11 protein-coding genes are annotated in these 14,704 nt (G+C 52.3%); 2 read left to right on the top strand and 9 right to left on the bottom strand.

The features are described 5' to 3' along the window. Positions 1 to 335: 335 nt before the first annotated feature. The 7 genes from FE784_RS22485 to FE784_RS22515 all read right to left on the bottom strand — a co-directional run bounded on the left by FE784_RS22485 (position 336) and on the right by FE784_RS22515 (position 10,309). Positions 336 to 1,664, bottom strand: a complete 1,329-nt coding sequence (locus FE784_RS22485; RefSeq protein ID WP_139604473.1) for an ABC transporter substrate-binding protein — start codon at positions 1,662 to 1,664, stop codon at positions 336 to 338. A 119-nt stretch (positions 1,665 to 1,783) separates the two neighbouring features. Continuing rightward, positions 1,784 to 2,656, bottom strand: a complete 873-nt coding sequence (locus FE784_RS22490; RefSeq protein ID WP_176706430.1) for a sugar phosphate isomerase/epimerase family protein — start codon at positions 2,654 to 2,656, stop codon at positions 1,784 to 1,786. Next, on the bottom strand, positions 2,634 to 3,785 hold the full coding sequence (locus tag FE784_RS22495) for a sialidase family protein (RefSeq protein WP_176706431.1): 1,152 nt from the start codon (positions 3,783 to 3,785) through the stop codon (positions 2,634 to 2,636). Before FE784_RS22495 ends, FE784_RS22490 begins: the two co-directional genes overlap by 23 nt. Then, complete coding sequence (locus tag FE784_RS22500) at positions 3,782 to 4,843, bottom strand: SGNH/GDSL hydrolase family protein (protein ID WP_139604476.1); 1,062 nt, start codon at positions 4,841 to 4,843, stop codon at positions 3,782 to 3,784. The genes FE784_RS22495 and FE784_RS22500 overlap by 4 nt, the downstream gene beginning before the upstream one ends. 18 nt (positions 4,844 to 4,861) lie before the next feature. Further along, entirely contained in the window at positions 4,862 to 5,839 is a 978-nt protein-coding gene (locus FE784_RS22505) for a Gfo/Idh/MocA family protein (protein ID WP_139604477.1), read from the bottom strand. A 26-nt stretch (positions 5,840 to 5,865) separates the two neighbouring features. Next, the gene (locus tag FE784_RS22510; RefSeq protein ID WP_139604478.1) at positions 5,866 to 6,792 is read right to left on the bottom strand and encodes a dihydrodipicolinate synthase family protein; all 927 of its coding nucleotides are present in this window, start codon (positions 6,790 to 6,792) and stop codon (positions 5,866 to 5,868) included. A 136-nt stretch (positions 6,793 to 6,928) separates the two neighbouring features. Then, complete coding sequence (locus tag FE784_RS22515) at positions 6,929 to 10,309, bottom strand: Ig-like domain-containing protein (protein ID WP_139604479.1); 3,381 nt, start codon at positions 10,307 to 10,309, stop codon at positions 6,929 to 6,931. A gap of 401 nt (positions 10,310 to 10,710) precedes the next feature. Between FE784_RS22515 and FE784_RS22520 the strand changes: the two genes are divergently transcribed. Both FE784_RS22520 and FE784_RS22525 read left to right on the top strand, forming a co-directional pair. After that, positions 10,711 to 11,511 carry an IclR family transcriptional regulator gene (locus FE784_RS22520; RefSeq protein WP_176706433.1) on the top strand — a complete coding sequence of 267 codons (801 nt, stop codon included), beginning with the start codon at positions 10,711 to 10,713 and terminating at the stop codon, positions 11,509 to 11,511. Positions 11,512 to 11,911: 400 nt separating this feature from the next. Continuing rightward, entirely contained in the window at positions 11,912 to 12,796 is an 885-nt protein-coding gene (locus tag FE784_RS22525) for an alpha/beta fold hydrolase (RefSeq protein ID WP_139604481.1), read from the top strand. A 205-nt stretch (positions 12,797 to 13,001) separates the two neighbouring features. Here the strand turns inward: FE784_RS22525 and FE784_RS22530 are convergent, their stop codons facing one another. Both FE784_RS22530 and FE784_RS22535 read right to left on the bottom strand, forming a co-directional pair. Next, on the bottom strand, positions 13,002 to 13,313 hold the full coding sequence (locus FE784_RS22530) for a hypothetical protein (protein WP_139604482.1): 312 nt from the start codon (positions 13,311 to 13,313) through the stop codon (positions 13,002 to 13,004). 59 nt (positions 13,314 to 13,372) lie between these two features. Further along, complete coding sequence (locus tag FE784_RS22535) at positions 13,373 to 14,362, bottom strand: phage baseplate protein (RefSeq protein WP_139604483.1); 990 nt, start codon at positions 14,360 to 14,362, stop codon at positions 13,373 to 13,375. Between the last annotated feature and the right edge of the window lie 342 nt (positions 14,363 to 14,704).

The following is a 14,704-nucleotide window of genomic DNA, read 5'->3' on the forward strand; positions in this document are numbered from 1 at the left end:
TTCGGAAGCCAGCGGAAAAGGCATTCCCTCAGCTCGATTAAGAATGTCGGGAACAAGACGAAGATTTCGTTACGAATGTGGTAAAACTTGCTGAAGAAAACCTTGTTGACTACATCGCCTTTCAGCCATTTCCTAGAAACATAAAAAAAAGAAAAGCTTCTATACGAAGCCTTCTCCACGAAGCATGACCCTGCGTATGAGGTTGCTTTTCTTGGTAAAGAAAGTTGCCCTTCGCTTTAACGCTTTAGCGAAGTTAAACTTTCTTTAACGATAACAAAGCCTGATTTCTCAAGCTTCGTTCGGGAAACATCTGTAGGCAATTTTGTGTCGTTTATTTATTTTTTCTGCTGAGTTTCAATAAACTTTTCTGCTTGTTCTTGAGCATTGCGCAGCGCTGTGTTAATATCCATTTCCCCGGTCACAATTTTCAACACATTTGGCGTCAGATACTTTTGCATGATATCGCCGTCATAGATGCTTTGATACGACTTGGGAGCAATCGTGTTGTAGTAGACCGCTTTCCAGTTTTTATTGCTAAAGGCGCTTCCACTCCCAATTAGCTGTTTCACGTTATCGTCATTAAGCACCGTCATATATCCTTGCTTGGAAAATTCCGTTTGCATTTCCACGGAAGTTAAATATTTGATAACTTCCATCGCCATGTCCTTATTCTTCGCCCCATTCGTGATCGCAAACATGCGTGGTGACGCTTGGGAGCCTTGCTTCGGCTTATCTTTAAAAACCGGAAGCGCCACCAAATCCCAATCAATGTCCTTCACATATTGGGGGCCGTCAAACGGAAACTGAGAATTAAATACCATCATCGCCAGCTCCTGCGTGGCCGTCATCTCCGTATAATAAGGAAGTTTTTTCTTGGCCTCCGAAAATGCCTTGTAATTACTGGACACATGTTGGATAAAATACGTTTCCAGGGCTGTCTTCCAGCGCTCATCCATCAACAGGGGCGTTCGTGTCTTCGGATCATAAAACGGCACCGACATTTGATTCATCCGCAAAATATGATTGGGCGAGGCGGAAATCCCCATATAGTTAATTCCGCCATAGTTGCGTGTCAATTTCGTATTCAATTCCTTCGCTTCGTCCCAGGTCATCCCGTCCTTCGGATACGGTACTCCAAGCTTGTCAAAAATACCCTTATTATAAAATAAAACCTGAACCATAGTGGTCACCGGCAAATAATAGATTTTACCTTCACCCATACTTTTAACCGCATCGATCGTCGTCTGCTCAAACTTGGCTAGATCTACGCCATGCTTCTTAATCGACTCCGTCATATCAAATTGCTGCCCCGCGCCAAGCAGGGGGCTGGATATTGTCTCCATGGACGCGTATACAATATCGACATTGGAGCCGGATGCCGTCAGATCCTGCAAGGTGGATCCCGTCTTGCTTTGAACAAAGGCAACCTTTAAATTGGGAAACTTCTTCTTAATAAACTCCCCGTAAGACTTGTTGAAAGTCTCTTCCGACCCTCCGGCCATATCCTGGATCACGATCTCCCCTGATTCATTGTAAAAATCTTTTACTGTTGCAGGTGTTTCCGTATGATTCGCTGTCGTGCCTCCGCCTGATGAACTGCACGCCGAAATCAGAGCAACCGCCGTCATGCCAACAACGCTTGTTTTCCATAAGTGGGTCTTCATGTTTAACAACTCCTCTTTTCATTTTCTCTAGTCTCTATTGAAACCAAACAATCAGAATCCCACATCGCTGCTCTTGCGCTCGCAATAACAGATAACCGCTCCAACACTAGATTCAGTTCCTATATCTCAAATCCCGTTTCCGCCATCATCCTCTCCAGATTCGTTTTCGCTCTCGCCACGCGTACGTCGATTTCCTCGACTTCCAACCGTGCTTCCGTGCCGTCCACCCGTTCGACGATAACCGATCCGCAGAACGAAACGCGCTTAAGCTCCGCGATCATCGCCGGGAAGTTGACTTCGCCTTCGCCGGGAACCGGAAAATTCGACTCTGCCCTTGCACCGAGGTGGTCCTTGGCGATAAATGAGACGGTATGCGCCGAAATCAGGGGAAAGTCAACGGCAGGATCAACTCCTTCATAATAGCGGACATTGCCTGCATCATAGCTCGCCCTCACGCCCGGAGAGGCGATTTCGCTCAATGTATCGGCAATGGTCTGCGCCGTAGCCGTGTTGCCCGTATGCGGCTTGATCGTTACGACAAGACCGCGTTTCTCCGCCTCCTCGCCGATGAGTCGATACTTGGCATTGAACGCTTCGTATAAAGGCTTTAACTCCTCGTCACTCATCGGATCGTTCGGAAACCGCCGATAGCTGGACATGCCTTGTGACAGCAATTCGTCTACACCGATCGCCTTGACGAAATCCATCCGTTGCAGTGCTCTCTCGATCGGATGCTGCAAGGCTAGCGCGTCCGTGCTGATCCATGAGACTGGCTCCAGCCCGTATTTCTCCAGCATCCGAAGGGTTCTCGCCGATTCCCCTTTCGCAACGTAGTCGAAAACAGGCTTCCCTTCGTGCGGCAGCCCGAGGGACACGTATCGGTATCCGGCCCTGGATATCCCTTCCAATGCGCGTTCAAGCGGATAATGTTTATAAGGCCAAGTCATGCAGCCAGTTTCATTCTGGAATTCATTGGTTTCCCCCGTTTTCATGCGCGCCGCCGACGTCCGTCCCTCCGCCGAGTTCACGGCAGAGCGTTCCGGCAATATAGCGTTTACGGTCATGCTCGTCATAGTAGTAATAAACAATCATAATATCGTCGTTACTTAGTTGAACGGAGCTTGTGTACCCGATGTCGGTTCCGGGAGCATCCGAACGCAGGACGATTTCCTCCGACGTGTCCAGATCGGAGCATTCGCTGTCCAGCATGTACGCCCGAATCCCGTAAGGAGCGATTCGATGCCCGTAGGTCAGCAGGACGCGACCGCTGTTCAATCGAAGCAAATGAAACGGACTGTGCGAATAGATCGCGTATTCGCGCGGCGTCGACCAAGTCGCCCCGTTATCGAACGATTCGCATACGAACAGTGGATGCTTGCGGTCATCCGGTACCGGCCGCAGATCGGTGGAACGGAGGAAGGCGATCAGCTTGCCCGAATCCGTCCGGTACAGATTGGGCTCGTGGAAGTACCGTTCCGGGGAGCTTGCAATCGTGGAATGCGGCTCCCAGGACTGCCCCCGATCTCTGCTGATCGCGGCTATGGCGACGGAAGAATCCGCTTCCCGGATATACAAGGGCAGCACCAGGTCCCCATTGTCCAACTCCACGAGGTTGCCTCTGATATTTCGGCTCGGCAATCCGCGGTCGTGATCTGTGATCCGGACCGGCTCCTCCCAAGTCGCACCGCCATCCGTCGAGCGCATGGAACAAGCCCAGCACAGCCGACGAACCCAACGATCCCCGATGATCGCTTCGTAACGTTGCGGATTCAGCACATCAACATCTTCTTTCAACAGCACTTGCCACGTGAAAAACGTAGCGATCAGCGTACCGTCCCTCAACACGTTCAGACAAGGGTCCTGGACGCCGAGGCAAAAATCCTCGTACAACACGGACGGTTCGGGACTCCATGATTGCCCTTCATCGTCTGACGTCACATACACCGCCTTGGAAGCGGCATCAACATGCGTATGCTTCGCCGGGAACAAAAGGCTGCGGTCGGGTGCTTGGCGGAACGCGACAATTAGTCGGCCCTCGCCGTTCCTGACGATATTGGGAAAACAGTTATATTGCCCGTCCTTGTAAATCATCATGTCTTTCAGCTTTTGCAATCGTTTCATATTTGTAGTTTCGCTCCTATCTTTGGCGACTCCGTACATCCTGCTGCTTCGCTTCGTCCCGGAAGCCGATCCCACAAACCGGACGCGGCAAGGCACGCTTCGAACCGATCGGCCATGAGCACATAACCTTCGGGATTCGGGTGAAGCTCATCCGACAAATAGCGGACGTCCGCGTGCCCGATCAACTCAAGCCCGTCGATCAGGTACAGCGCGGAATCCCCGTGCCGGCATAGCGCAAGGTACGCCTCCCGAATCTCTTCGCGCATAATCTCCAGCGTCAGCCCCACCGCATTCTCTTTCGATTCCCGAGGCGGGGAGCAGATCGGCGATATGACCACAATCGGCGTAAGCGGATGCCGCTCGCGAACGATCATAATGAAGCCGATCACCATGGCGCGAAACGTCCGCAGGCTGAAACTGCGATTGCCGTATATGTTGATCCCGAGGCACAGCGAGATCAATTCGGCCGGAAGATCGCGAATCATCCGAGCTACCATCGGCTCCATGTGGCAATTGCCACGATAGCCGAGACACGTCAGGTCCAGACCTTTACTGCGCGCAACGATGGCCGGCCACGTAGTAGCCGGGCTGTAAGCATCGACGCACTGCGTGATGGAACTGCCGTACGCTATCCACCGCCGGCGCCCGCTCGTTTCGACGTGCCATCGCGCGCCAGCGGAGATGAGCAGCCTCCTAAGGACAACGGGGGCCGTCTGGGGCAAATAAAGGTCGATTCGTTTCCTGCAGCTCCCAAGATCTTCAAACCTGACCGTCTCTTCGCCGGCACCCAGTGCAGCCGTAATGACCTGCTTGTCGTCTATGACGCAGTCAAACAGCCGCTTTTCCTTGCAAGCGTCGACTTGAAGCGCGATCCGATCCGTATCGCTCGTCAAGCACACGCGAACACCCGCCGGAGTTTCCGCCCTTCCCTTCAACCCGTTCGGGGCGAACAGCTCGTAATGATCATATGGAATTCGCCATGGCTTGACGCCGTCTTCCAGACACTCTATCGAGACAGCCCCCTGCAGCAGTCCTTCGCGCAAATCCACATTTTGCATGTGTACACGCTTCTCCTCTCAATGGACCGTCGCAGCGGCCCGCTCCTGATCGTAGATGGACCAGATCACCCTTTGCGACTCCAGTCCTACCATTCCGTCTGTCAACGGCTTGCTGCCTGTGGCGATGCAGTCCAGAAAATGCTCGATCTGATTCAGCGCACCGGCCTTCGGGTTGCGGTCTCCCGGCGGCTCGTACAAGAGCTGGCGGCCTTCGCCGGTAACGACCTCCAGCTTGCCTCCGTTCAGCACGAGACACGCATCGGGCGTGTGCACATGGAGCAGCGCCGGTTTACAGTTCACCTTCAGCCCCCAGCTTGTAATCTGATGGGCCAACGCTCCGCTCTCGAATTTCAGGATGCTATGGTGCGTTCCTTCCCCTTCCATCCATTCGGTGCCTAATCTCGTCCCAAGCCCGGCGACCTGGATCGGCTTGCCGAGCAGCCAGGTGAGCAGATCGATGTAGTGGCAGCCATGGCTGAACAGAACGCCGCCGCCTAGCGTTGCACGCTTGGCGAACCACGATTCAGGCGCCGGTCGAAGATACGACTCGACCCAGCAATTGGCGTTGAAGGGGCGGCCATATTGTCCGCTGTCCACGATTTGCTTGAGCAGTTGCACCTCCGGCCGATAGCGAACGATATACGCCACCATCAGAACGACGCCGTGCGCTTCGGCTTCCCGTATCAATTCGGCGCATTCCGCCTCGGAAAGGGCAAGAGGCTTCTCCATCAGCACATGCTTGCCGGCGCGAATGGCTTCCAGCGCCATCGGCGCATGCAGATGATGAGGCGTGGCAAAGCTGATCGCATCGACCTCCGGCAGAACCCGCCTCCAGTCGGTCTCCGGCTCGCAGACCAATTCCGCGGCGAGCGACCTCGCTCTATGTTCATCCAGATCCACTACATAACGCAGGTCCGACTTCTCGGACAATGCATAAGCGTTGGCGTGAGCCAAGCCCATATTCAAGCCGACTACGGCTGTTCTAATTTTTCTCATTTCGTTTTCCTCCCGTTTTTCTGCGTTTAGGATGTAGCCATTTCGGACGGTGAGATCGCTGCCGCCCGAACGAGCGCATGCTTCTCGATGATTTGGCTCAGCTCGCGGACGCGGCCGAGATCCTCCTGACGCAGCGAGCGGATCGGCAGCCGTGGTACGCCGCAGTCGATCCCGCTGCGAAGCCGGATAATTTCCTTAATGGTCGCCAGCGACCCATATTTGTGAAACTCGGTGGACAGCGCGTTGGCAGCAACCTGCCAATATCTAGCCTCCTCGATGCGGCCGGCCTGGAAGGACTGCTCGATGCGCAGGTACAATTCCGGCATCGCGGCATACGTGCCGCCAATGCCGCCGCTTGAGCCCATCACCCTGCTTGGCAAATATTGCTGGTCCGGGCCGCTGAACACATGGAAACCGGGACCACCCGTTTCTTTAAACTGCTGCAGTTCATAGACGTTATACGAAGTCGTCTTGATCCCGAGCAGTTGTCCGGATCGGCACAATTCGGCCAGCAGCGGCTTGCTCACTTGAAATCCGGTAGCCGCCGGAAAGTTATAAATGATAAAAGGCAACTCGGCCGCTTCCATAATCGCCTGCCAGTGACGCTTGACATCGTCTTCGGTGTATGGAAAATAAAAGGGCGGTATGGCGGATATTGCATCTGCGCCATTCTCCTTGGCATGCACCGCCAATGCTGCACTTTCCTTTGTCGTGATGGCGCCGACATGGGCAATCAGCGTCACTTTGCCGCGAGCCTCTTCGGCCGCTGCCGCGAAGACCGCTTTTCGCTCCTCTTCGGTTTGCAGCATGCCTTCCCCCGTGCTTCCGCCCACATACAGACCCTGCACGCCTTGTTCGATCAAATACTTGACAAGCCGCTTCACTGCGGACGGATTTACCGCTCCGTTATGGTCGTAACATGAACACAACGCAACAAATACTCCACTGTACATCGAATCAACCACTGCCCTTTCTGTTAGGAATCGAGTATGAGCCTATTGGTCTTCCGGCGAACCGGGTTCGGGGAGCGTCGCGAGTATACGCTCTGCTCCCTTTGCCCGTTATGGCGGCCATCGCCTCCATTGGCCGTTACGGTTGCGGTGTCACAGCGACAGAAGCGGAATAATCGCCTTCTCCGGTTCCTGTATCGACAGCAGCGACCGCATACGTATAGGTCGTTCCGTTGGTTAAGCCCGTATCGGTGAAAGTCGTGCCGGTAAGTCCGCTCACGATGCGTACGTAACGTCCCGTCAACGTATTGAAACGATAGACGTTGTAAGACTCGGCTTCGGCGAGCGCGTCCCAGCCAATCGTCGCTGTCGTATTGCCGGGAGTGCCCGTTATGTTGGCGGGACCGTCCAGATTGCTCACGATGACCTCCATATTGTCCCAATACATGGTGTATTGCGAAGTCGATCCGGAATAGCCGCCGATCGCCGACAAGCTTGCAGGCGGAGATGCCCAGCCGCTGCCGATATAGAACGGAATCGTTCCGGATGAAACACCGTTAATGAATATTTCGGCTTCGCTTTCCTGAGTGTCCACGATAGCTTTGATCGTATACCATTTGTTATTCGTAAAGCCGTTGTTGCTAGGCAGAGGATAGTAATTTCCGTCCGTATGCCGGTAGGTGAAGCAAGGACCTGTGGAGCAGCCGCTCTTGCTGTACAACGCCAGTTCGACGTATGCCTTGTTGGAGCCGACGCTGTCCATAATGCGGAATGCGCGGAAAGGACTGGCTTTCGCTTCCAGCATAAAATCGACTTGGGCGCTGAACTGTCCGGATTGCGCTTGGAAGCTGCTTGTTCCCTCCGTTATGGTCGAGCTCATATCCGCGAACCGCACGGCTTGGGACGAGCCGTTGCCCGTCGAACCGGAAGGGACGGATACGACGTCCATATAATTGACATCGGTAGCCCGTTTCGGTGTGATGCCCGGCGGGGACGTCGTACCCAAGTCGGCAGTTTCAAAGGTCTCATACGCCAAACGGGTGATCGTGGGATAGCCGAGAAGGCTTCCGTTCACTTCCGCGGACGGCACCACACTCGTTCCGTAACGATTGACCGAACTCACTACATAGAAGTAGTTGAACCCGGGCACAGCCGTGCTGTCTGTGTAGGAGATGCCGGCGGACGCGCCGATCGTCGCGTAGGGCCCCCCGCTTTGGAAGCTCCTGCCTACTTCGTAGTAGTCCGTATTCGCTGAGATGCCCCAAGTCAACCGCACGTCGACGGAGGAGCGGGATGTCTGAATGCCGGTCGGGGAATACGGAAAGTTCGTATAATCGCGGAAGCTGATATTGGAAAATCTCGACGTATTGTAATATTGGTGGGCAATGATTTCCTGTGAAGCATCGGAAACGAAGCCGATGTATGCCGGATCATCGCCGAACGAAACTTCGCCAACTTTCGTCCAGGACGAGCCGTTCAATGAGATGTATCCGCTTACAACGTCCTGAACCCGCGTTAGTTTGATCCAATAAGGCAAGGCAAATTCGGCCCCGTACTCCTCATATGTGTAGGCCGTATCGGCTATGTCTCGATGATAGAACGTCGGCATAAAGGTTTGCCCCTGCAAATCCAGACCGATCATCGCCATACGCGAGCCGCCGTTCAAACTGTCACGGATCATCATACCGGCCTTGGCCTTCTGGTTCGTTTTGGTGATGGAGTCCACTCTCGCAATGAGCTCTCCGTCCCCCTGCAGCGGTTGATATACAAAGTGTGTCACATCCTGCGAATTCATCGAACCGTTGCTCTTGACTGTCAATACGCCGCCGGTCAGATCCGCATGTCCGGGAATGCCAGGAAGACCGATATCCGTCGAAGACCAGGCTCCGGCGTCTCCCGTGTTGTTGATGAAAATGTTGTGGGCCGAAGTACTGGTTGCCATGCCGGTGTCGTCAATGGCCCGCGCAGTCATGCTGTAGGTTCCTTCCGGCACGCCGGTCCAGGTGAAAGCATACGGGTATGCGGCGTCTTCTCCCAGCAACACGTCGTTCGCATAAAACTGTACTTTGGCAATGGAACCGTCCGGATCGTAGGCGGACGCGGTTACGGTAATAGATCCGCCCGTATCATGCTGTGAATAAAGTGCCGGACTTGTAAGCGCGACCACGGGACTCGCCGAACCCGTCGATACGATGCCGTTGATGTACTCTTCCAAATTCGTGTAGCCGTCGGAATCGTCATCGCCGTTGCGGTCGGTTGCGCTGTTCGGGTTCAGACCGCGCGCGATCTCCCAAATATCCGGCATGCCATCGGAATCGCTGTCCGTCAAAATCGGACCTCCCGCCATTTGGACATAACCGCCAACTTCCCGCTGCGAGTCGATGAATCTTCCCTCACGGTTGCGCACTTCAGAGACCATTCGGGAATCGATCGAATCCCGTCTGGGTACAATGGCGCCTACTCCATTTAACACGAGCTCGTAGGCGTCAGTCGCGGACTGATACGTAACCGTCGTCACCGGTAAGCCGGGATTGCGCGGAATCGGTCCGGGTGCCGGCGTCATGCCGGCTCCCCAGCTGTACATGCCGAGCTCGTTGTTAGCCGTAACGGCCGGATCGCCGTCCATATAGTTGCCGTTAACGAAGTAATTCGAATTGCTTCCGCAGCAAAATATGGCGGATTTCCGGTCCGTGCGCGTCGAGTTGCCCCATTTGTAATAATTGTTGATCATATTGAAGTCGGTTCCCTCACCGTGGTGAGAGTTATGCGAACCCCAGTCGAAGATGACATTGTTGCGAAAATCGATCAGCAACTCGTCCGGATAAGGCGGCGCGGTGTAACCGACGAAACGCGGATTGCGATCCATATTGTGCAAAATCAGGTTGTGGTGGTAAGAAGAACTTGTCCCCCAAATTCCCCCGAACCCGTGCATTCCCTTGCTATGAATGGAATTGGCCAGTGCCTCCCCTACGATAGACCATTGCACCGTAACATTTTTGTTGTTGTACAGACTTAGCACCTCGTCGGTTCCCCACGAGAACGAGCAATGGTCGATTATAATGTTCTCACCGCGCGCGTAGAGGGCATCCACCTCCATGTTGTTAATATCGCCCAACCGAAAGCGCATATACCGCACGATGATGTTGTCCGCCACGATATGTACCGGCGCCCCAATAATCGTAACGCCGTCTCCGGGAGCCGTTTGGCCGGCAATCGTCATATTGTCGCCTGCGATCTGCAGCAACGATTCCAGTTCAATTGTGCCGTAAACGTTGAAGACGATGGTTCGATTGCCTTGGCTTACAGCATCGCGAAAAGAGCCGGCACCGCTGTCGTTCAGATTGGTAACGATGTATACGTCGCCTCCCCTGGCGCCGGTCGCATACATGCCGAATCCCTCCGCGCCCGGAAACGCCGGAATCGACCCGCTGGAATGAACGGCAGAGCCGGTAAACAAACAGGAAATCAGCAACAATATTGCGCATAAAGAAACGGTCGCTCCATGCCTCCAATGTTTCATTCGATCCGGTATCCTCCCTTATGGCTAAATAAAACGCGCTTACCGATAATCGCCATCCGAGCCTCCCTTCTTCCATTCGATCGTCATCGACATACGCGCTTGATCATGGACGATCGATGATTTCGAGATCATGATAACAGATTTAAGAAATGATGTATACATTATTCGAGACATTATTTTATATATCGATATTTATGATTCGTATATCGAGATGAATGTAAATAAATTTACTTTAATACCATTTATAACCTCGAACTCTGCACAATCAAGCCGCTAAACCCTATCTCTTCCTCCGGCCAATCGCACAAATCGAATTGAAAATTCATTTATTATACTATATGATGAACAAAATGAGCTTCCTATCTCGATTACAGAGACGATAACGGATGGAGAGAGGTACAATGAGCAAAGAAAACAAAGAAAATAAAGAAAACAAACCGTACTATATCGTACAGTCTGTCGAGCGCGCCATTTCGATCATCGGTCTGTTTGTCCGCGAACGAAAACCGCTTAGCATCGGGGAAGTTGCGCAAGGCGTGAACTTGCATAAAAGCGTAGTGCACCGCCTGCTTACCACGATGCATGCCCATCATTTGCTCGAATACTTGCCGGGCATCGGCAAATACCAGGTTGGGCCGCTGGCGTTCGAGTTCGGTTCGATTTATATGAACAACAGTCTCATTACCGAAGGGAAACGTTTCCTTCCCGAGCTTGCCAAGGAAGTCGGGGAGAAGGCGCATTTGGCAATTTTGCATCAAGGCAATGTCTTGTACTTGGTGAACCAGGAGTCTCCGAAATCAATGCGCATGCAGGCGCCGGTCGGCTTCCGCAATCACGTCAGCTCCACCGCGCTCGGAAAAGTATTGCTCGCCTGGCTGGATGAAGAAAGTGTCGTCGACATCCTGCAGACGAAAGGCATGGGAGCTCATACGTCGAACTCCATCACGACAGTGGACGCCTTCCTGGAGGAATTGAAAAATGTCCGCAGGCTGGGATACGCCGTGGACAACGAAGAGATGGAATTGGGGCGACGCTGCGTGGCAGTTCCCGTACGAGATCATACCGGCGAAGTCGCGGCGGCGATAAGCGTGGGGGGGCGTTCGATCGTACCGGAGAAATTCGAGGAAACGGCCGAGCTGGTCCGCAGTTACGCCGAAGCGATTTCGGAACGGTTGGGTTATGTCCCGAGACCGAGACTTTGAGGAGTACCAGCGGTTTCACAGAATAGCGAAGAAGACGAATAGGAGCGAGAAGATAGAAGTACATTTCTATCATCCCGCTCCCTATTACGTTTGCCACGCAATTCTCTCCCATTAGCATCTCTATCTTTGAAGTGTGTAACCCCTTTCGGTACACCCATGAGCCTCTTTAAATTTTGGCATTTGCGAATCTGTGTATTCCGAAATCTATTAAAGATGAGTTAATAATTGCGTTCCTTAGTAGATATAAGTTAGGGGTAGTTGAGGGTTGAACTAACGATTGTCGTATGGCTAATCGATTGTTCCTGAGGGAAAGTATGTTTTGCCGGAGGATCGTGTGCGGGTACCTCTCTAACGCATTGGGCATAAGCTGATATATGTCATTTTGAGAGGATGTTTTAACATGTTTCCTTATCGCCCGGAAATGCATCAATTCCCATATTCCGATTACAGGTTTACTCCCCTTGGGTATTATTCCCCTTATACCGAAGGCGGAGGGCTCTGGTGGCGTGGCGCCATTGAATCGGACGAAAGCTGCCGCCTGCCTAAGCAGCAGCGGCTTACATTCGTGCTTGTGCATGGCTCTTGGGCCGACGCTCACTTCTGGGACGGAGTAGCTGCGGTGCTGCGTAGTCAAGGGCATGCCGTCCATACGCCGGAGTACGCAGGTCACGGCACAGATCCGAACAAAAATGTCACGCATGCGATGATCACGAAGTCCGTCGTCGACTTTATAACGAAGCTGAACCTGCGCGACTTCGTTCTCGTTGGGCACAGCTTCGGCGGATCTGTCATCCAGAAGGTTGCCGAACAGGTACCGGACCGCATCAAGCGCCTCGTTTTCTGGGACGCGTTCGTACTGAAAGATGGCGAGTCGGTTGCCGACGAGTTACCGCCTCAAACGAGGCAGGGCTTTGAGCAGCTCAGAGCCGGATCGAAGGACGATACAATCATGCTACCGTTTCCGCTGTTTCGGGATTTGTTCGTCAATACGGCAAGCTTGGAGGAAGCCAAACGGTTTTATGCAAGTGTTAGTCCGGAACCGGCGAATCCACTTTTCGAGAAACTGGATCTTAAAGCGTTCTATACGCTGCCTACGCCCAAAAGCTATGTCTATTTCTATCAAGACAACGCATTGCCACAAGGAGAGGGCTTCGGCTGGAATCCGCATATGTCCACGCGGCTCGGCCTGTTTCGCCTGATCGTCGGCGACGGGGACCACTTTACGGATACGCGCACAAGGCCGGCCATGGTGGCGCAGAAGCTTTACGAGGCGGGCCGGGACTAATCCTGATCGGGAGCCAAATTTTGCACATAATTGCAGCGTAATCCGGCGAAATCCTGTAGATCAAAGCTCAGGCGTACGATGCCTGGGCTTTTTTTTCTATGAATTTATATACGATGAATCATGCCTTACGATACTACCGCACCAAATTATTCGCGATTAAGTACATTTGTTTGTGTCGTGGCCTGCGACACAACCATAACAGCGGCTACGGATTGACCCGCCAAATGCTCTCGCCCCGTTCGTTTTCCCCTTGCTTCACGATCTCGATAATCCAGCCTCGCCCGTAATCCACTGGAAAACCGAGGACGTAGTCCGGCTGCCCCGTGTAATATTCGTACAGCCGCAGGTCGAACAAATAAGTTCGTGCGTCCACCCGACGTTTCCCGGACAATTCGAACGTCATATGATGCGGGTTCGGGGTGCCGCGGATGTAAGCGTCAAGCTCGAGCGGGTCTTGGCGAGCTTTCCATTCGTCGGTTACCCATTTCGCTCCTTGTCCGGGTCGCGTTGTGCCCAATAGCATACTTTTCGAACTGTAGCCGCTTTTCGGCTTCCGTAGCGTAAGCTCGGCGCTATTTAAAATATACTATCAGGAACGTAATAAATTTTCTGCGTATTTTGTTTATTTACTGGGTCTGTAACTATAGTAAAATAAACGTTACCGTTTTTCGTCTGTACTCCCTCGATTTCATGGGTTCCCACATTTGTAATTTTCACAAGGGTTTTGTATGTTCCTGTATTCGACATCCTAGCAATTTGCGGAGTCTGACCTTCCGCACCGCCTGACGTATATATTTCCGTTTTATCGAGCATATCGAGACCTTGGAAAGATCCGTTCGGTCTGACTATAGCACTGCCCGACTGCGTAAAGCTGATAACGCAGGCGCTTTTCGCCGCCGCGCTGTCCAGTCGCACCTGTTCATTGCTATCAAGAAGTTTGTTCAATGCAGCCGTGTCATAAATGGACCAAGTTACAGGTCCTTCTGCGGTTTGTACGCGGAAAATAGTATAGGTACTATTACCGCCGCCATCGACACGGTATGTGTCACCTAATCTTGTACCGGTCTTATTGGCGTAATTCATATAAGTGAACCGATGAAGATCCGTATAATCAACTTTCCCGCCGGGCGAGTATTGGAGTCTTGCTACCTGGAGCGACCAGTAATACTTTGTTGAAGGATCCGCTTTTGAACTGAAATAAAAGTAATTTTTGCCGTTGTACGTATACATATCCAGGGTTTGGCAATGACCGGCATTGGTGATGGTCATTTCATCAACGTATGTAGCGTCTTTACCGTTTATGCGCAGTCTTGAAAGATAGCATGTTCCCCCAGACCTCTGAGTTACGTAAACATACGTTGAAGCGATGTAAGCTTTCTGAACTGCCACGTTATGCTTAAGTCCTTTGAGATTGTATGCGAGCGTTGCCGAAGCATTTACAGTTTTCCCGGGAGTTGCCGCAGATACGGGCAAAACAGACATTCCAAAAATAAGTATTGCGAGTAGGACAGATGCGAGTATTTTTGATTGCTTTTTAATAAGGCTCCATGCTTGAACTTTAAACATATCGATCCTCCATTAAAAATGATTATAGAATTGGACTACTATTATTGGACTGCCCGTAATCCTCCTCTATATTCCAGGGTCGGAAAATAACGATTCCCGTTCTTTATTACCCATATCCATCCAATATTAATCATGTTTAGATTGATTTACCGCTCGTAGAAGAGCTCCAATCTAGTCAACTGCCGGTGGTGAAGACAGCGCCCACATCCATTTGTTTAGTACGCCAACCTCCGTTTTACTTCAATGAAAAAGCAGACGGCCGCGGCGGTCTGCTCGTTTAACTATCGTACTCCGTTAGCGCAATGAGCCCATTTGCAATATGATACGGTTCTAGCTTAACGG

Origin of the sequence: Paenibacillus hemerocallicola (genome assembly GCF_006265175.1) — a bacterium.
GTDB lineage: Bacteria > Bacillota > Bacilli > Paenibacillales > NBRC-103111 > Paenibacillus_AB > Paenibacillus_AB hemerocallicola.